Below are 18,870 nucleotides of genomic sequence, written 5' to 3'. Positions count from 1 at the left end.
GAGCGATCATGCTGGCCTACGCATTGAGGCGCACGTTGTGGGCGGTGCCGACCATCCTCGCGGTCATCACCGTCTGCTACCTGCTGCTGCATTTCACGCCCGGCGGTCCGTTCGATACGGAGAAGCAGCTGTCCGCCGCGACGCTCGCGAACCTGAACGCGAAATACCACCTCGACGAGCCGCTGTGGAAGCAGTACCTGATGTATCTCGGCTCGCTGCTGCACGGTGATCTCGGCCCGTCGTTCCGTTACGTCGACTGGTCGGTGAACGATCTCGTGAAGAAGGCGCTGCCCGTGAGCCTCGGCGTGGGCGGCGTGTCGATCCCGATCTCGATCGTGTTCGGCGTGCTGCTCGGCACCGTCGCGGCCGTGCGCCGCGACAGCGCGATCGACCGCTTCGTGATGCTGATCGGCAACTTCGGCAACGTCGTGCCGCCGTTCGTGCTCGGTCCCGTCATGGTGTGGATCTTCGCGATCCTGCTGAAGACGTCGGAAGGCAACGGCTGGCTGCCGGCCGGCGGCTGGGGCGACGGCGGCTGGCGCTACCGGCTGCTGCCGATCGCGCTGCTGACCCTCATCAACGTGTCGCTGCTCGCACGCGTGATGCGCGGCTCGATGATCGAGACGCTGTCGAGCAACTACATCCGCACCGCGCGCGCGAAGGGCCTGCCGGGCTCGACGATCGTGCTGCGCCACGCACTGAAGCCCGCGCTGATGCCGGTCGTGTCGCTGTTCGGCACGGTCTGCATCACGTCGATCACGGCGGCCGTCGTCACCGAATCGGTGTTCGCGCTGCCGGGCCTCGGGCAGCTCGTCGTGAACGGTGCCATCAACCGCGATTACACGCTGGTGCTCGGCCTCGTCGTGCTGACGACCGTCTGCGCCGTGCTGTTCAACCTGCTGGTCGACCTTGCGTACGCATGGCTCGATCCGCGCATCCGCTATTGAGCGAGGCACAGCGATGACTCCGACTACTCCTGTCGTCGGCCTGCCCGTGCAGACCGATTCGCCGCCGCGTTCGCGCTCGCCGCTCGAGCTTGCGTTCGCGCGCTTCCTTCACAACCGCGCAGCGGTGCTCAGCCTCGTGCTGCTCGCGCTGATCACGCTCGCTTGCTTCGTCGGCCCGTGGCTGCTCGCGGCCGATCCCGCCGCGAGCGACTGGGGCTCGATCAGCCTGCCGCCGACCTGGGCGAACCAGCACTGGTTCGGCACCGACGAGCTTGGCCGCGACCTGCTCGTGCGCACGCTGATCGGCGGCCGCGTGTCGATCGAGGTCGGCCTGCTCGGCACGCTCGTGTCGGGCCTGTTCGGCGTCGCGTGGGGCGCGACCGCGGGCTTCGCGGGCGGCCGTGTCGACTCCTTGATGATGCGCGTCGTCGACATGATGTATGCGATCCCGTACCTGCTGATCGCGATCCTGATGATGACCCTGTTCGGCCGCTCGTTCATGCTGGTCGTGCTGACCATCAGCGCGTTCTCGTGGATCGACATGGCGCGTGTGGTGCGCGGCCAGACGCTGTCGCTGCGCAACCGCGAGTTCGTCGATGCGGCGCGCGCGATCGGCGTGTCGCCGGCCTCGATCGTGCTGCGCCACGTCGTGCCGAACCTGCTCGGCGTGGTCGTCGTGTACGCGACGGTCTCGGTGCCGAACATCGTGCTGACCGAATCGGTGCTGTCGTTCCTCGGCCTCGGCGTGCAGGAACCGATGACGAGCTGGGGCGTGCTGATCCAGGACGGCGCGCAGAAACTGGAATCGATGCCGTGGCTGCTGCTGGCTCCGGCCGTCATGCTGTGCGTGACGCTCTATTGCGTGAACTTCGTTGGCGACGGCCTGCGTGACGCGCTCGACCCGAAGGATCGCTGACGATGAAACAACTCCCACGTTCGCTTCGCTCGCCCGGGGGCGCGCAGCCCCCCCGGGCGCTTCCATCGAAGTACCGGGCGGCCCGGCGGAGGCTGACATGACAGCACTGCTGGAAGTCGACAACCTCGGCGTGCGCTTCACGCGCAAGGATGCGCCGCCGATCGACGCCGTGAGCGGCGTGTCGTTCTCGCTCGAAGCCGGCAAGACGCTCGGCATCGTCGGCGAATCGGGCTCGGGCAAGAGCCAGACCGTGATGGCGCTGCTCGGCCTGCTGGCCGGCAACGGCGCGACGACGGGCGCCGCCCGCTACCGCGGCGACAACCTGCTCGAGATGGATACGCGCGCACTGAACGCGGTGCGCGGCGACCGGATCGCGATGATCTTCCAGGATCCGATGACGTCGCTCAATCCGTTCCTCACGATCGAGCGGCAGATGACCGAGACGCTGCAGCTGCATCGCAAGCTGTCGCGCAAGGAAGCGACCAAGCGCGCGATCGAGGCGCTCGAATCGGTGCGCATTCCCGATGCGGCACGCCGCATCCGCATGTATCCGCACGAGTTCTCGGGCGGCATGCGGCAGCGCGTGATGATCGCGATGGCGCTGCTGTCCGAGCCGGAAATCCTGATCGCCGACGAGCCGACCACCGCGCTCGACGTGACCGTGCAGGCGCAGATCATCGACCTGCTGCGCGAGCTGAACCGCGAGCGCGGCACCGCGATCGTGCTGATCACGCACGACATGGGCGTGGTCGCCGGCCTCGCGGACGACGTGATGGTCATGTATGCGGGCCGCACCGTCGAACATGCGCCGGCCGAATCGATCTTCGCGGCGCCGTCGCATCCGTACACGATCGGCCTGCTCAATGCGCTGCCGCGCCTGACCGACGCGGACGACACGCCGCTCGTCGCGATTCCCGGCAATCCGCCGATGCCCGGCACCGCGCCGGCCGGCTGCGCGTTCGCGAAGCGCTGCACGTATGCGGAAGAACGCTGCGGCGCCGCGCGCCCCGCGCTCGAAACCTATGGCGCCGTGGGCGCGGTGCGCGCATGCCACCGGCCCGTGGCCGATCTGACGGGAGGTTTGCGATGAGCGTCAATGAACGCCGCGATGCCGGCGCGACGGACGACACGCTGCTGTCCGTCGACAATCTGAAGGTGCATTTCCGCGTGCCGCTCGGCGGCTATCCGTGGTCGCCGAAGGGCACGCTGCGCGCGGTCGACGGCGTGTCGTTCGACGTGAAGCGCGGCGAGACGGTGGGGCTCGTCGGCGAATCGGGCTGCGGGAAGTCGACGCTCGCGCGCGCGCTGATCGGCCTCGTGCCGATGACGGCCGGCACCGTGAAATGGCGCGGCGAAACCGTCACGCCCGATCACCTGCGCGGCAACGCGATGCGGCGCGAAGTGCAGATGATCTTCCAGGATCCGCTTGCGTCGCTCGACCCGCGCATGACGATCGAACAGGTCGTCGCGGAGCCGCTCGTCACGCACCAGTCCGGCCTCGGCCGTACCGAAGTGCGCCGCCGCGTGATCGCGATGCTCGAACGCGTCGGCCTGAACGCGCATCACCTGTTGCGTTATCCCCATGAATTTTCCGGCGGGCAGTGCCAGCGCGTCGGAATTGCACGTGCGCTGATCGGCGAGCCGAAGCTCGTGATCTGCGACGAACCGGTATCGGCGCTCGACGTGTCGATCCAGGCGCAGATCGTGAACCTGCTGCGCGACCTGCAGCGCGAACTGTCGTTGTCCTATCTGTTCGTCGCGCACGATCTGGCGGTGGTCAAGGCGATCAGCCAGCGTGTGCTCGTGATGTATCTCGGCCGCGTGATGGAGTTCGGCACGCGGCATGACGTGTACGGCGTGCCTCAACACCCGTACACGAAGGCGCTGCTCGATGCGGCGCCGACGCCGGAGCCGGCGCGCGAGCGTGCTCGCCGTCCGATGCTGCTGGCGGGCGAGATGCCCTCGCCGCTCAACCCGCCGTCCGGCTGCGCATTCCGCACGCGCTGCCCGGTCGCGATCGACGCGTGTGCGCAGGACGTGCCGCTGCCGGAAGTTCGGCAGGGGTCGGCGGCGCGCGTCGCATGCATCCGCGCGGGCGCGGCGTGATGTGAAGTGACGCAGCAAACATAACCAAGGCAGGTCAACAGGGGTAGGTGCGGCGCGAACGATCTTCGCGCCGCGGGTACAGGCGCGTCCTTAGCCGGGCTCGCCGGGGGGCCGGAAGCGGATCGCAACCGGCGTGGACGATATCAACACAAGACGAGAATTACGATGAAAAAGCAGAAGACGATCGGGACGGCATCGAAGATGCTGCTCGCATGGGGACTGCCGGCACTCGCCGGCGTCTCGTTGACGGGCGTCGCGCACGCCGACGACGCGGCCCCCGCGCCGCTGACGGTCGCGCAGGCCGCACCGGCCAACGGCACGGGCGCACCGACGCAGAACGCCATTGTCAACGCCGAAGCGACCCAGGCCGTCACGCCGCCCGATGAGCCGTCGGCGCAGTCGAAGTCGAAGGGCTTCATCGCCGACAGCCACCTCGACTTCCTGTTCCGCAACTACTCGGACGTCCTCGACAGCAAGGGCGGCCCGCATCGCCACGCATGGGTCCAGGGCGCGATGGCGAACTTCGAGTCGGGCTACACGACGGGCCTGATCGGGATCGGCTTCGACGCATCGCTGTATGCGGCACTCAAGCTCGACGGCGGCCAGGGTGCCGGCAGCATGGTGCACATCGCGAAGGGCGGCGGCGGCGGCAACCAGCTGGCGTGGGCATACCCCGGCATCTACGACATCAAGGCGCGGATCTCGAACACGGTGGTCAAGTACGGTCTGCAGGCCGTCGACAACCCGTTCATGGAGCAGCACGACAACCGTGCGCTGCCGCCGACGTTCCTCGGTGCGACGATCGTCAGCAATGAATTCAAGAACGTGATGCTCGAGGCCGGCAGCTTCACGAAGACCGACGCGCGCGGTCACACGACGCTCACGAACCTGACGACGCAGTACGGCGGCACGCGCGTCAATCGCCTGTCGTACGTCGGCGGCACGTGGGACTACTCGCCGAACGGCGAAGTTGCGCTGTACGCGAACCAGGCCGACGACGTGTGGCACCAGTACTACGCGTCGGTGAAGCACAGCATCGGCAGCCCGCAGACGATCAAGTGGACCGGCTTCGGCAACGTCTACTCGACGCACGACACGGGCGATGCGCTGCAGGGCAAGATCGACAACAACGCATACAGCCTGTCAGTGGCCGCACAGCACGGCCCGCACGAGCTGCTGCTCGGCTTCCAGCAGGTGCTCGGCGACCAGTTCTTCGACTACCTGAACGAAACGAACGGCATCTTCCTGACCAACTCGATGGACGTCGACTACAACGCGCCGCACGAAAAATCGCTGCAGCTGCGTTACACGTTCTACGGCAAGGAAGCGGGCCTGCCGGGCTTCAAGGCGATGGTCTGGGGCGTGACGGGCTGGGGGGCGGACGGCAGCGCGGGGGCGGCGAACGACCCGAGCAAGTCGAGCATCTACTGGAGCAACGGCGCGCCGGTGCAGGGCCGTCACCACGAGTTCGGCTTCATCCCGTCGTACACGTTCCAGAGCGGCAAGCTGAAAGACACGAAGGTCACGTTCATCGCGATGTGGCACAACGGTTCGGCTCACTATTCGGACGCGACGAACCGCGAGTACCGTCTGGTCGTGAACCTGCCGCTGCACGCGTTCTGATTGGCGGGGCGAGAAACTGGAAGGGCATGCGCGCGGCGACGTCCGCGCGCTCAATACGCGTACTTGCCGAACCTGGATCGGTTGATGCGGATCACTGTTGGATGGTTTGTGCCACTACCGTAGTAAGCACAGCCGCTGGTGCATCGACAAGCCAGATGGCAGCCTGTTCTTGACTGTCGTTGTCATGGTTCGATGATCTCGCAGTTGACGCGGATCACGGGCTTGCGTTTCTCGGCAAAGCCGCAAAGTTCGTCGATCTCGTTCGAGAACGTGGCATAAGGCACGTGGTATTGCAGCCAGGCCCCAACGCTGTCGGGAAAGGCGTTGATCAGTAGCCAGCCAAGCCACAGGGGAATGGCGACAGGTGCCCAGAGATTGCCGTATGGCCTGGCCAACGTGCGACGCAAGCCGGCGTACCAGTCGCGGTAGGGTTGCAACGTGGCCTGCCCGCGGCTGAGCCGGGGAGGCAACGGCGGGGGCTCGGGCAAGCCTTCCGGGCCGTGTGCCATAAAGGCTTGCAGATACGCCCACAACGATCGAGCGGAGCGATCGCCGTCGACCATGCCGAGATTGCCGGCTGCCGCGCAGATCTCGGTGGGCGGGGTCATGGCGTGATCGACGCCGATCAGGTAGAGGGGATGACGGCTGGCATAGCCGCTGGCCGAGACGATAGGGATATAGCCGGCGAGGACTTCGAGCTGATCCCAGTCGAGCACATGCAAGCGCGTGAGGTCGTTGGGGTAGATGAAGTACAGCTTGCGGGTGCCGCGATGGATGCGGATGAAGCCGCCGCGGCAGCGGTGCGCGCCGCTTGCGTAGTAAAACAAAAAAGCCATTCCAGTCAGAAGTGGAGCGCAAATCAGCATATTCATCGCGATTTGGACAGTCATCTCGTCCAGACCAACAATGGAAATACCTAGGATCGTGGTTGCAATGGTCACAATGACCGACATTCCAACGAATCCTGCGCTTCCTCCACGCGTGAAGTTGGCATAGGTCTCCAACTCCACACACTGCATATTGACTCTCCGCACGCCATCCGGCTGCGGTGATGCGCCTGTGCCCTGACCGTGATACAGCTTCGTGCCACCCAGGCGCAGGTTGCCCGGCAACCGTTTGATTGCATCGCTCATTTGGGCGCTCGTACCGGCTCCAGCTTGGCCGGATCGATCGGGCCGCGGAACACGCCGCTAGAGGTGAATACCAACGGGGCTGGTGCACCAGCCTGATCGATGACTAAACCAGGCTGCGTTTCCGGTGCAGGCCGATACAGGTACTCCAGCGCTACCACAGAGTCCTCATGCATCTGGATAGCCCAGCCGCACTCGCTGCCGGTATGGCCAAGGGCGGTGACTAAGCATTGAGCTTTGTAATTGATGGGATTGCTTCCCATGGAATGCATAATCGGGCCGTCGATCCGCGTTAGCAGATTGCCCCGAAGGGTGACCTTCAGGCGTGCCTGGAAACGCTCGCCAGGCCGATCGTTAACGCCGGGCAGTTGGCAATGGATACGTAGCGTGCCGACCTCATAACCGGAGGCTTGGTCCCATTCCGCGCTTAGGCGCGGGCGGAAATAGAGACCGTGGATGGCATCGAGTTCCTCGCTGTTGGTGTAATGGCGGTGATTGGCGCCCCACGCGCTGTGTTTGAGCCATATCTCCACTGGCCCATGTTTCGTAAGATCCGCTCCGACGGAAAAGGCGATGCCCACGCCCAAGGCAATCAGGCCCACCACGACCCATCCTGCCGGTGTGAGACCCAGTACTGCGGCGGCCGGGCCGGTGCCGCCAACTATAGTCGCCACGGTTGCCGTGCCCCCGCCCCACGCAGCGAGCGCCATAACACCTCCGGCGAGACCTGAAGTCAGATACATACTAGCTTGCACGGTGTTGCTGTCGCTTAACGCGTTACCTGCACGAACGGTGTCAGCCAATGCCGCAAGGCCGGCGCCTCCGGCACCGAACATGGCAACACCGTACTTGGCGGAAAATACCCTGACACTGGCTGCCAGAGTCGCGTTGATACGCTTTTCGGCACCGAACGCGACTGCTGTTGCCGACATTTCAATTCCGGTGCCAATGAGAGCGCTGCCAGCTCCAAGAAAGCTCGCAAAGTTTGCTGCATCGTTTCTTGCCATATTGAACTCGGTACCTGCGTCTTTTAGACCTTTCCAAGCCAGATATCCCCCCACTCCTGTAAAAACGTACCCCCCCGGCCCCCGCACACGATTCACCGCATTGACAAAGGGATTCCCTTCCAACCGGATAGGACGCTTCGGTGGCAAAGCCGGTCGTTGGGGAGGTGCCTGATCCAGTTCACGGAAAGTGGTTTCGCCAACCTTGACCCAGTCGTAAAACACGACGCGTGCTGCCCCTTCCACATGAATCACCGTGGGCGAAGACAGTTGCCAGCCGCGCATGCGCTCCGCGCCCAGCGTCTGGAATCCCTGGAATTCCCAAAGGAAGCGCTGGAAATCGGCGACCGCGAGTTCGTAAAGAACAATGGTGGCGTTGAAGCGGATTTCGAGCACGTGGCGCATGCGCCGCACCAGCACATCAGCGGATCTCTCTGGCGGTAGTGCCTGCAACAAGCCGATCAACGCGTTGGTAGCCGGCGTGGCCGCGTGCTCCTCGAGGAATTTGTCCACCACGTCGAAAACGTTTCTGGCAATGTCCAGTGTCTTGTCTTTCACGCGCTCCATGAGCACTTGGCTGCCGTTGATCAAGGCCAGCCAATAGGGGCTTTCGTCGGCCGACATCTCGACGATGTCCGCCAGCGTTTTCTGCCCTTCGTCGGTATGAACCAGGGCACCGAGACACTGGAACACGGCTTTTTCATAGTCGCGTGCGTTGCACAGCACGGTCAGGTCGAAGCAACTGAGCGCAGCACCTAGCCGTCTGGGTTTGCCGAGGTGCTTGACCCAGGCCACGACATCCGAAACGGCTATCGTGATACGGGTATCGAACTCGGAAAGCTGATTGGCGTGTTTCGCAGGAAAGGCGATGGCGCCGTTGTAGTCGATCAGGTCGCGCTGCCTGGCGACGACTTTGGCCACGTCGGGTGACCGTTGCGCGCGCTGTTGCGCGGCCGCGAAGTAATCGGCGATGTACTTCGCACTTTGCAGTTTGTGGGCATGCTTGCCCTCGTACCGGGCCTTCGCTTTGACAGCGTCTGCGGCCAGATGGTGCAACTCGCTGACCACGCCGATCGGATCCTGCAACACCACGGCCAATGGTGTGATGTCTTTCCGCGGCGCCGTGGCGATAGACATGGCGGTCAGGATAGCGCCGTACCCTGGTATACCGTCAGGGAGCGAGATTTCGCTCCACGTGTACTGCATGGGTACGCCATACACGGCGGGCGGTACCAGTTCGCGCGTGGCGTTGCCTAGCAGGGCGGCATTGAACGCATGCGGCTGCCCGACGCCATTTGCCGGTTTGACGGTCGTGGCGAGTTTGTCGCGCAGCCCGTCCTTGTTCGTTTCGATACGCCAGAGCGTGTCATGGGTGAGCACTGTATCGGCCGCCAGAACGTATACCGTCTCGGCAGTTTCGGGTGCCAGCAGATAGGGCTTGGCCACGGCGGTATCCGGTTCAGACAGGCGTCCCGGTGCGTCGTGGTCGTCGTCTGCCTTGCGCCACCAGATGCGCGCAAAGCGCACTTGCTCGGTCACCTGGTAGTGCTGCGTCCACATGCGACCGTTCTCGAAGTAGCAGAGGTAGACGTAGCTGCCTGGACGCAGCACGCGCAAGCCGTAGGCTCTGCCTGCCGTGAGCGCAGGATAGCCGTCGGTGCCAAGTGTGGAAAACACCGTTTTATCCGGCGCTTGATCCGCGATGCCATAGCGCAACGGGTAGACGGGCACGCCTCGTTCACATGATGGCGGCGAGATGGCTTTGCCCACTTGCTTCTCGTTGGGACGATTCGGGCCGAGGGCCTTTGGGGAGGTGGTTGCCATGTGGTGTCCTTCAGGACGTTGCGGCGGTCCGCGCCGCCAGCAGCGCCTCCGCATTGGACAATCGCTGTTTCCCCTTCACCTGCCGCTGGAGCAAGATGTTGCGCAACGATGCGTCCGTGGCAAAGAAATCATGCGGATACCGGAAACGCAGCTCCATGTAGTGGCGCACGTCCCGCTCTGCGGTAAGTGCTAGTCGATCAATCGCTTCGTTGGCGAAGTGGATCAGGTAGCGCCGTAGCACTGGTTCGTTATCCGGATGGTCGTAAACCGGAAAGCGGTGGCGGAACTCGCGGGCGCAGTCGCGCATGAACCATGCGAAGCTGGCTTGATCGAGTGCGAACTCGTCGTCGTGCGTCAAAGCGATGGGTTCGTCGGTCACGGTCTGCGGACGATCGGTTGCCGGTGCATCGGCAAACAACCATTCAACCGTCCGCTCATCATCCGCATGCCAGATGAGGCGCTGGATAGGGCCGAACAGTTCGGACAGACGTTCGGTCGGCAACGCTTCGCAGAGTTCTTCGAGTTGTCGCGCGGCATGCAGGCTGAAGCCGAGCGGAAAGCCGTCGGGTGCCGTCAACTGACGCAATCGTTGCAGATGAATCACCAGGTCGTCGCCATCAGCGGGGGCCAGCAGGATCAGTCCGGCTTGTCGGGTTATCCAATGGTCGACGGCGTGGGCGTACACCGCTTCGTCGAGCGGCACCAGCAAGGGGCCTTCACGATAGCCTGGGGAGCCGTACTCCCATGCCGTGTTGCGCCAGACCCAACGATAATCAAAGCCCTTGGTGATCGCTTGCACGTCTTCTTCAAGCGCTTTGCTGTGAACCCCGCTTAAGCAAAGCCAGGGGTGCGGCCCCTGTTCCAGCGTCGCCCAGCTCGTGCAAGGCAGTGTGCTCACCACCTGACGCGACCAGGGGAGTGGATCGATCGTGTTCATCATGCTGCTCCCTTGCTGCAGGGACACGGCCTGCGTGGGCAGGAACCATCGACGCGCATCGTGCAGGCGAGGTCCATACCTTGCCCTTTACGGGGCGCTGCAGGCAGCGTGAGCGCGTTGCTTGCCGTGCCGGAGTTGATTTGCATCGACCCCTTCGTCCGAATCGTCACGCCTTCCAGCGTGATTCCGCCGCCATCGATGCGCACGGTGCCACCTGGGCCTTTGACTTCCAGCAAATCGGCAGCGTTGATTTCATAGACCTTGGTGCGTTGGCGAATGGCTTGCCCCGCCTCCAGTTCGGCACGGCCCTGCACGCGCTGCGTTAGATGCCCACCGATATCCACCGTGTGATCGGCAACGGTCTTGTCGCAGCGATGGTTGCCGACTTCCTCGGTTCGATCCTTGCCGGTGTGGATCGTGTGGTTGCGGCCGATAGCCTGGAAGTCGTCCTGCCCGATGTCGTGGCGCCGGTCCTGACCGATGGTGACCTGCTCGTCGCGACCCACGGTTTCTTTGCGATCGTTGCCGATGGCGATCGTTTCGTCGTGCTCGACCTGCTCGCTGCGGTCGTTGCCCACGAAGGTGGTTTCGTCGTGGTTGACGTGGATGTTCTGATCCCTCTGCGCGTGGACGTAGATTTCCTCCTGACCCGCCTCGTCCTCGAAGCGCAGTTCGTTGTAGCCCTCGCCCTTATGCGTCTGGCTCTTGATTGTCATCCGCGTCTTGTGTCGCGGCAGCTCGTACGGCGGCAATTGCAGGCGGTTGTACGCCCGCCCGATGATGAGAGGCTGGTCCGGATCGCCATCGAGGTTGACCACGATCACTTCCTGCCCGATGCGCGGAATCGCCATATGTCCCCAGGTCGCACCGGCCCAGTTCTGCGCAACCTGGATCCAGCACGAGCTGTGCTCGTCGTGCTTGCCGTCGCGATCCCATGGGAACTGCACCTTCACCCGGCCGTACTCGTCGGTGTAGATCTCTTCGCCTTCGGGGCCCACCACCGTCGCCGGCTGCGGGCCGTCGATGCGCGGGCGCGGCAGCGGCTCGGCGCGCCACTCGATATCGTCCGGCACCAGTACGGCGTCATAGCGGTAGTGCGTGCCTTGCCGCGCGTCAGCGCTTTCCTCCGCCTGGCTGGTGGTCTGTACGCCGTGATGCACGATGCTGACCGGACGCCAGCCGCGGTTCATGTCCTCACGCGGGTGGCCAGTCAGGTCGAACGCGATGCCCGGCTGCAGGCGCGCATCGTCGCCGCTAACCCGCGCGATACGCGTATCGCGGCGGTGGCCGCGCAGCCGGTCTTGCGTGAAGGCCTTGCCGCTACCCTCGTGCTTGTAGCGGCCCGGATAGTCGTAGCGCGCGTAGCTGCGGCCCTGGTGATGGAGGTCAGTGCCCTCACGCGGATATTCGTGCGGATAGCGTGGGCTCTTGAACGTGTAGTCACGCTGCACCTGGCGCGCGGTGCGCACGTTCTCGGTATAGGCGAACGTACGCAGGCACGGCTGCGACTGGTCGCCGCCGGGTGTGGGGTTATACAGCACCGGCTCGCCCTGCTGGCGACCGAAGATAAAGAGTCGATCGCAGTGGATCAGCCGGTGGCCGTCGGCCTTGTGCTGGAAGGCGTAGAAAAAGCCTTCCTCGCGCAGGATGCGCTCGACGAAATCGTAGTCGGTATCACCGGCCTGCACGCAGTACTCGCGCGCCAGATGCTCGTTGGTGACACGCTGTTCATAGTCCAGCGTCTGGTGATGCGCCTTGAGCACGACCGTGGCGATCTCAGGCACGCTCAGAGTCTGGAAGATGCGCCAGTCGGAAGACAGCTTCAGGCGCGCCAGGCGCGGCTCGACTACAGCGGCATACCGAGTGCGCCGGAAACCCGTGTCGCGCTGCACGAAACTGGACACCGCGCCGTACACGTAACGCACGGGCACGCCGCCCTGCCAGATGGTGAGCAGGCCGCTGCGATCGAGCACTTGGCCGAAGTCGATGGCGCCGTTGGCGCTGGCGAGTTCGATCTGCAACAGGAAGGTTTCGGACAACCCCTCGTGCAGTGTGAACTCCACCACCTCGAACGATTCATCGCCAGCGGTGAAGGTAAAGCGCAGGTCGGATTGCGTGGGCATAGTCGGCTCATTACCTCGAAAATGGCTTTCACAATGTATTGCCGAACGAGTAGTGATGAACGTCCACCACAAGACCCGGCTTGGGGGCGTCACCAAACGAGCCATCGCAGCAACATCCCTGGGCTTTCAGCCTGCCAACGCTGCATGGTTGCCGTTGTCGACGATATCGAACGGGAGACTCGTCTTTTGCTTCATGCTTTGAATTCATTTACCTGCAGGCATGTTTTACGTAGCGATCATTCGACCGTGGGTATGTTCGGTGAGCAACGTAATCGCCATCTTCATGACGCCGCCGACGGTGCATGCGGACGCTTGAGTGGTGATGGTTGACGAAGACGACATGTCCGTCTATGGGACAAATTCGAAAATGGAGTGGTGCGCGAGAGGAAAGTGATGCCTGACGATTTAGTGAATGCGCTGGCAGGTCGAAAGCGACCTCGGTCAGATCTGTAAATGTCGAATTGCGTAACTGTTTCAGAAATGACGCAGCCATGCGACGAGCAAATTTGCTCCAGTGAGATAAGATCGATATTCATGAAGGAATGCGAAATTATTCGATATATTTTTTGTAAATGTAGCTAATCAAAAATATCTATCGAATAAATTTCGTCGTACGAAATCCGGAGTTCGGATAACCATTTTCGCGGGATGTTTCCCTCGCAAGGGATTCCGCGGCGATATCGTGCAAGGAGACCCTGAGGTTGGCGAACTGGTTGGTCGATCTCCGGCTCAGCTATACCGAGCATTGAACGGGTGGCCGTCGGTGGTCTTGCAGATCCACAGGAGACGCATCCGGGCGCACTAGCGAGGCGACGAGCTGAAAGCGCGAGCAGTTGAATGTCGTTGGGGCTTGATCAGGCAATCGTCGATACCTACGCGGGCATCGATCGAATTCTCAGGAGGGTGTTCCGGGCAACGGATGGCGTGTCGAAATCGACGCTTTGCCGGGCCGTCAAACGGGATTTCGGCGGCGATACGGACGGTGTTTGCTGACTAGGAGCGGCGCTCGTGTCGCGGCAGATCGTTGCGTGGCGTTGAGTTACCACACTGCAGTACGGCTCTTTACAACGGTGTCGTTACCATGAGCGTTTGAAACAGCTACCGTATAACCCGTGCTCAGGCCGGCTTGTGCAACCCCGCGACCGGATCGTTCGCGGCGGGCATCTCTTCCACGAGCGACGTGAGCTGGCGGCCCGTATCGCGCCATGCGTCGAGGCCGCCGCGCAGCGCGAGCGCATCGGTGAAGCCTGCGTCGAGCAGGCGCTTCGCCATCAGCGCGGCCGTGAACTCGTTCGGGCACGAGCAATACACGACGAACTTCTGCGTGATCGGATAGCGCGCGACGATGTCGCCGATCTGGCGTTCGTCCGCAAACTGCGCGCCGGGAATCGTGAACGGGTCGAGCTTGCGGTGCTCGGGCGAGCGCACGTCGAGGACCACCGGCGCGGACGTATCGCGCAGCATCGCGTCGAGCTCGTCGACGCCGATCCGCGCGCTCGCGAGCTGGCGGATCAGCGCGCGGCGGCGCATCCAGCGGATCGCCGCGTACACCGCCAGCACCGCGACGGCCGCCAGCAGCGCCACACGGCCGAGCTGGCCCGCGCCGGCGAACAGCCAGTCGATCTGGCGATAGAACATCACCCCGACCACCAGCCCGACGATCGTCCACAGCGCGGCGCCGAGCGCATCGTAGCCGACGAACGTGCGATAGCGCGTGCCGAACGCGCCGGCCATCGGCACCGACACGAGCGACAGCCCGGGAATGAAGCGCGCGACGGCGAGCACGCGCACGCCGTAGCGGCCGAAGAAGCGTTCGGTCTTTTTCACGCAGCTGTCACGCGACAGCGACAGCCGGCAGATGGTCTTCAGCGTCGTGCCGCCGAAGCGCCGACCGGCGAGGTACCAGACGGTATCGCCGATCAGTGCGCCGAGCACCGACAGCGCGACCACCGTCACGAGCTGCGACCCGATCATCGCCGGATGCATCGCGGACATCGCGCCGAACAGCACGAGCGTCGGCATCGCGGGCACCGGCAGGCCGATGGCCGCCGCGAGCACGTTGACGAACACGAGAAGCGGCCCGTACTGGGCGACGAGGTCACGTAGGAGCATGACGGCTGGCCGAAAAGGAATGGCGTGGGCAGGAAATGCAGATGGGCCGATTATCGGCCTTTTTCAAGACAACGGCGGGAATGACGGAAAGCGCCTGACGGCGGCAGGGGGATGTCGGTGAGCCTGCGCATTGCGCGCGGCTCACCGTTCGGAATCAGGACGGGGTACGGGCGAGCGACGCGGCACCGTGGTTTTCGCCGGGCAGCTCGGCGCCATGCGAGCGGATCGCGGCGATCAGTTCGGCCGGCGTGATCTCGTAGCGAACCTCGCGGTGAATGCCGGGCTTGCGTTCGTCGATCTCGATCAGCAGCACGCTCTTGCCATCGCCCGTTGCTTCGAGCCGGAGCGAGCGCAATTCACGGCCGTCGGCCGGGTCGTGTTCGGTGAGCAGGGTCATTGCCCCGGATGAGCCGGTAGTGCGCATCGAACCTATCCTCGTATCGTGTCGTGGATGCCTTGGCGGCAAAGATGTCTTTGTTGAATACGGCTTGACGCAGTTTAACGCGAACGGGCCGCAACACGGAGCATTTTCGTGCGGTGAAATGAGGGTTGTACCACCGATCCTTCTGATGTTTGAGCCATGCCGGGCGGGCGTTTCAGCCAGATCGGGCACCGGCCGCGGCCGGCGCGGGACCGGCGTTCGCGGTCGCGCCGGCGCGGGCGGCGACACGCGGTGCGATGCGTGTCGCCGAGCGTGGCGTCAGAAGCGGTCGGCGAGCCCCATCGCCGGATCGCTGACCGAATGGCGTCCCGTTTCGACGCGGCCGGCCACACGCCGCGAGAAGCTCGCGTCGCTGTCGGCGGTCACGATGAAGTCGTACCAGTGGCCGGTCGAGTCGAGCTTCCAGTGCAGTTCGGACTGGTCGCCGGCGTGCACCGTGACGGTCCACGTGGTACCGGTGCCGTGACCGTGGCCGCGCCCCTGGCTGTTGCCGTCCTCGTTGCCATGGCCATGGCCATGACCGTGGCCGTCGTTGCCGCCGCGGCCGGACAGCGGCCCGTAGACCTGGTTCGACTTCACCGTGAAGCGCACCGTGCCGCCGCCTTCGTTGCGCAGCCGCAGATGGAGGTTGCCGCTGGCGCCCGCATAGCCGACGCGCACTTCCGGGCGCGGCGCGCGCGTATCGGCGAGGCGGCCCAGGTCCCCGGTGAAGCGGCGGTGATAGCCGTTCGGGCCGAGCACCCACAGGTCATATTTACCGCCATTGTCGGCGCGCGCGGCCCAGTTGCCGTGCAGCGTCTTGCCCGGCTCGACGACGTAGCGCTGCGGCAGCCGGTCGAGGTGCAGCTTGTCATAGACGTGAAACACGGCCGCCGCGCGGCCGGTGTTCGCGAACTTCAGCGTGACCGTGCCGGTGCCGGCGTCGGTACGCGCGCTCGCATGCAGCTCGTACGGCAGCGCGCGCGACGGGCGCACGCCGGTGGTTTGCGCGGGCAGCGCGGGCGCGGTCGGCGGCACGATCTTCGGCGCGGCCTGCTGCGCGGCGCTCAGCGCGTCGACCTGGCTTTTCGTCGTATGGCCCGCGAGCGTCGGCAGCGGCTCGTTGTTCGGCGAGCGGAAGTTGAACGCGCTCGTCAGGTCGCCGCACACCGCGCGGCGGTACGCGCTGATCTGCGGCTCGGCGACGCCGAAGCGCTTCTCGAGGAAGAGCAGCGTCGACGTATGGTCGAACACCTGCGAGTTGACCCAGCCGCCGCGGCTCCACGGCGACACGACCCACATCGGCACGCGCGGGCCCGGGCCGTACGGGCGGCCATCGCTGGCCGGCTGGCTCGACGTGGCCGGCGTGAAGTCGTGGTATTCGGCGGCGACGTCGGCGTCGCGCAGCGTATGGCCGCCTGCGAGCGTGCCGTCGGCGTTGCGCGACGGTACGGCCGGCGACGGCATGTGGTCGAAGAAGCCGTCGTTCTCGTCGTAGTTGATCAGCAGCACGGTCTTGCTCCACACCTCCGGGTTCGCCGTCAGCGCGTCGAGCACGGCCTGCACGTACCAGCCGCCCTGCGCGGGGCTCGACGGCCCCGGGTGTTCGCTGTACACGGACGGCGGGATGATCCACGACACTTCCGGCAGCGTGCCGTTGCGGATGTCGTCGCGGAACGATTCGAGAAATCCGTACGGCATCGTGTTGCCGAACCCTTTCGCAAGCGGGCTCAGCGGATCGTCGATCGCCGGGTCGTAGAACGCGCCGGCGGCCGTCACCGGCTGCGTGATGTCCGTCGACGCGACGTACGCGGGCCGGCGCGCGGCCGGCATCTGCTCGATCGCCGCGCGCCAGTGGCGGAAGCTCATCATCTCGTTGCAGCCGAAGTTGTCGATCAGGCTCTGGTAGACCTTCCAGTTCACGCCGGCCTGCTGCAGCCGGTCGGCATAGGTCGTCCAGGTCCAGCCCTGGCTCGACGGGCCGATGTCGTTGCCGCCGTTGAACTGGTTGTTCAGCGCGGCGATCTTCACGCGGCTGCCGTCGGCCGGGCTGATGCCGTTCGGGCCGTTGGTGCCGCTCCAGTAGAACAGGCGGTTCGCGATCGTGCCCGTGTGCATCCCGCAGTGGTAGTGGTCGCACAGCGTGAATGCATCGGCGAGCGCGCGCTGGAACGGTACTTCCGCGGCGTCGTAGTAGCCCATCGACAACGGCGTCTTCGCGTCGGGCCAGCGGTTCATCCGGCCGTGGTCCCACGCGGCCTGCGCATCGGCCCACGTGTGCGGCGTGCCGCCCGCGCGCTGCGCGTTGCCCTGGCTCGCGTCGAGGTGATACGGCGTCACGGTCGTGGCGGGCGTCGCCTTCGTGTATGACTGGTAGAACACGTCGCGGCCGTTCGGCGACGGCACCGCGAAGCGGTCGCCGTAGCCGCGCACGCCCTTGAACGTGCCGAAGTAGCTGTCGAACGCGCGGTTCTCCATCATCAGCAGCACGACGTGCTTGACGTCCTTGATGGTCCCCGTTTCGTGGAACGCGGGAATGGCGAGCGCGCGGCGGATGCTCGGCGGGAACGCGGACAGCGCGGCGGCGGCGAGGCCGGAAGTGGCGGTCTGCTGAAGGAATTTGCGGCGTGACGTCATGGCGTTCGGATCCTGTGATGGTGGGAGCGTTCGTGACTTCGTGTGGAGGCGCCCATGCGTCGTCCCCCCGGGACGAATCGCGATGCGTGTGGGTTCGGGTGCGCCGGCCGCACGCGGCGGAGATGCGCGCATCGCGTCCGGCACGGGGTGTCGCGCAGAGGCAGCGGCCGTCGACGCGATCCTGCGTGCCGCGCGCTCGTGATGCGCGGGACAGGGCGGCGGCACACACCGGTCCGGCGCATGCCGGGCTGGGTGGCGCCCAGTCTAGGGAGACGAGATGACGTCGACGTGATGAAGGCATGACACCGCATGTCGCGCGTGTGACGTTGCGTGCGCAACTATGTCGGCAGAAAAGGCTAGGAATTACCGATTCCCTCGCGCGGGACCGGTCAGATATTTCCGACTCGTGGCCCGTGCGCGTGGTCGCCTGTCGTTGTAAAGGCAACGACCCAGGAAGCTGCGTGACGCCCGTGTTTCAAATGCGTGAAATCGGATAAGCTCGACACGTTGCTGCATACGTGTTGCAGCACGCGCCGCTGGCGCGACTTTTCGGAACCGGCCTACCCATGACCGACATCAAGATCCGGCACAGCGAGACGCACGACGTCGACGCGATCCGGCAGATCGCCGCACATCCCGCGGTGTACATGAATACGCTGCAGCATCCGTTTCCGTCGCTCGGGAAATGGCAGAAGCGGATCGAAAACGTGCATGAGCACGGTGTGAGCCTCGTCGCAGAAATCGACGGCACGGTGGTCGGCCATCTCGGCCTGCATCCCGAGCCGAATCCGCGCCGGCGCCATGCGGCAGGGCTCGGCATGATGGTCGATGCGGCCCGTCACGGGCACGGCATCGGCAGCCGGCTGCTCGCGGCCGCGATCGATCTCGCGGAGAACTGGCTGAACGTCACGCGCCTCGAACTGACCGTGTTTGCCGACAACCGCGCGGCGATCGCGCTCTACGAAAAGCACGGTTTCCGGATCGAAGGCGAATCGCCGGGCTATGCATTGCGCGACGGCGTGCAGGCGTCCGTGTATCACATGGCACGGATCAAGGGCCGGCAGTGAAGGGCCGGCCGCCGCCCGGGCGT

The 18,870-nt window shown here is 64.6% G+C and carries 14 protein-coding genes; 7 read left to right on the top strand and 7 right to left on the bottom strand.

Annotated elements, in window-relative coordinates; genetic code table 11:
* Positions 1-8: 8 nt before the first annotated feature.
* The 5 genes from OHZ10_RS18035 (at position 9) to OHZ10_RS18015 (ending at position 5,592) form a co-directional block, all read left to right on the top strand.
* The gene (locus tag OHZ10_RS18035; RefSeq protein WP_059238514.1) at positions 9-947 is read left to right on the top strand and encodes an ABC transporter permease subunit; all 939 of its coding nucleotides are present in this window, start codon (positions 9-11) and stop codon (positions 945-947) included.
* Between the two features lie 13 nt (positions 948-960).
* Positions 961-1,863, top strand: a complete 903-nt coding sequence (locus OHZ10_RS18030) for an ABC transporter permease (protein WP_059238516.1) — start codon at positions 961-963, stop codon at positions 1,861-1,863.
* Positions 1,864-1,960: 97 nt separating this feature from the next.
* Positions 1,961-2,953 carry an ABC transporter ATP-binding protein gene (locus tag OHZ10_RS18025; protein WP_174991658.1) on the top strand — a complete coding sequence of 331 codons (993 nt, stop codon included), beginning with the start codon at positions 1,961-1,963 and terminating at the stop codon, positions 2,951-2,953.
* Positions 2,950-3,969, top strand: coding sequence for an oligopeptide/dipeptide ABC transporter ATP-binding protein (locus OHZ10_RS18020; RefSeq protein ID WP_342705468.1), 1,020 nt, complete (start codon positions 2,950-2,952; stop codon positions 3,967-3,969). Before OHZ10_RS18025 ends, OHZ10_RS18020 begins: the two co-directional genes overlap by 4 nt.
* Positions 3,970-4,134: 165 nt before the next feature.
* Positions 4,135-5,592 (top strand): OprD family outer membrane porin, encoded by a 1,458-nt coding sequence (locus OHZ10_RS18015; RefSeq protein WP_059238522.1) that lies wholly within the window; start codon positions 4,135-4,137, stop codon positions 5,590-5,592.
* A gap of 182 nt (positions 5,593-5,774) precedes the next feature.
* On the opposite strand, the gene OHZ10_RS18010 is transcribed toward OHZ10_RS18015, so the two are convergent.
* From OHZ10_RS18010 to OHZ10_RS17995, 4 genes are read right to left on the bottom strand one after another with little or no spacing between them, the layout of a single operon-like run.
* Positions 5,775-6,725, bottom strand: a complete 951-nt coding sequence (locus tag OHZ10_RS18010; RefSeq protein WP_342705467.1) for a hypothetical protein — start codon at positions 6,723-6,725, stop codon at positions 5,775-5,777.
* Positions 6,722-9,550, bottom strand: a complete 2,829-nt coding sequence (locus OHZ10_RS18005) for a toxin VasX (RefSeq protein WP_342705466.1) — start codon at positions 9,548-9,550, stop codon at positions 6,722-6,724. Before OHZ10_RS18005 ends, OHZ10_RS18010 begins: the two co-directional genes overlap by 4 nt.
* A 10-nt stretch (positions 9,551-9,560) precedes the next feature.
* Positions 9,561-10,487: a hypothetical protein gene (locus OHZ10_RS18000; RefSeq protein WP_342705465.1), complete on the bottom strand. Its 927-nt coding sequence runs from the start codon at positions 10,485-10,487 to the stop codon at positions 9,561-9,563.
* Positions 10,487-12,610: a type VI secretion system Vgr family protein gene (locus OHZ10_RS17995; RefSeq protein WP_342705464.1), complete on the bottom strand. Its 2,124-nt coding sequence runs from the start codon at positions 12,608-12,610 to the stop codon at positions 10,487-10,489. Before OHZ10_RS17995 ends, OHZ10_RS18000 begins: the two co-directional genes overlap by 1 nt.
* A gap of 837 nt (positions 12,611-13,447) precedes the next feature.
* On the opposite strand from OHZ10_RS17995, the gene OHZ10_RS17990 reads away from it, so the two are divergent.
* Positions 13,448-13,603 carry a hypothetical protein gene (locus OHZ10_RS17990; protein WP_342705463.1) on the top strand — a complete coding sequence of 52 codons (156 nt, stop codon included), beginning with the start codon at positions 13,448-13,450 and terminating at the stop codon, positions 13,601-13,603.
* Between the two features lie 123 nt (positions 13,604-13,726).
* On the opposite strand, the gene OHZ10_RS17985 is transcribed toward OHZ10_RS17990, so the two are convergent.
* The 3 genes from OHZ10_RS17985 to OHZ10_RS17975 form a co-directional block, all read right to left on the bottom strand.
* Entirely contained in the window at positions 13,727-14,722 is a 996-nt protein-coding gene (locus OHZ10_RS17985; protein WP_174991652.1) for a DedA family protein/thiosulfate sulfurtransferase GlpE, read from the bottom strand.
* Positions 14,723-14,876: 154 nt separating this feature from the next.
* Entirely contained in the window at positions 14,877-15,146 is a 270-nt protein-coding gene (locus OHZ10_RS17980) for a hypothetical protein (protein ID WP_012493620.1), read from the bottom strand.
* A gap of 276 nt (positions 15,147-15,422) precedes the next feature.
* Positions 15,423-17,780 carry a phosphocholine-specific phospholipase C gene (locus tag OHZ10_RS17975; RefSeq protein ID WP_342705462.1) on the bottom strand — a complete coding sequence of 786 codons (2,358 nt, stop codon included), beginning with the start codon at positions 17,778-17,780 and terminating at the stop codon, positions 15,423-15,425.
* A 566-nt stretch (positions 17,781-18,346) separates the two neighbouring features.
* On the opposite strand from OHZ10_RS17975, the gene OHZ10_RS17970 reads away from it, so the two are divergent.
* On the top strand, positions 18,347-18,847 hold the full coding sequence (locus OHZ10_RS17970; protein WP_340625594.1) for a GNAT family N-acetyltransferase: 501 nt from the start codon (positions 18,347-18,349) through the stop codon (positions 18,845-18,847).
* Positions 18,848-18,870: the final 23 nt, after the last annotated feature.

Source organism: Burkholderia arboris (assembly GCF_038723655.1).
Classification (GTDB): Bacteria; Pseudomonadota; Gammaproteobacteria; order Burkholderiales; family Burkholderiaceae; genus Burkholderia; species Burkholderia arboris.
This window is presented reverse-complemented; position numbering and strand designations above follow the sequence as displayed.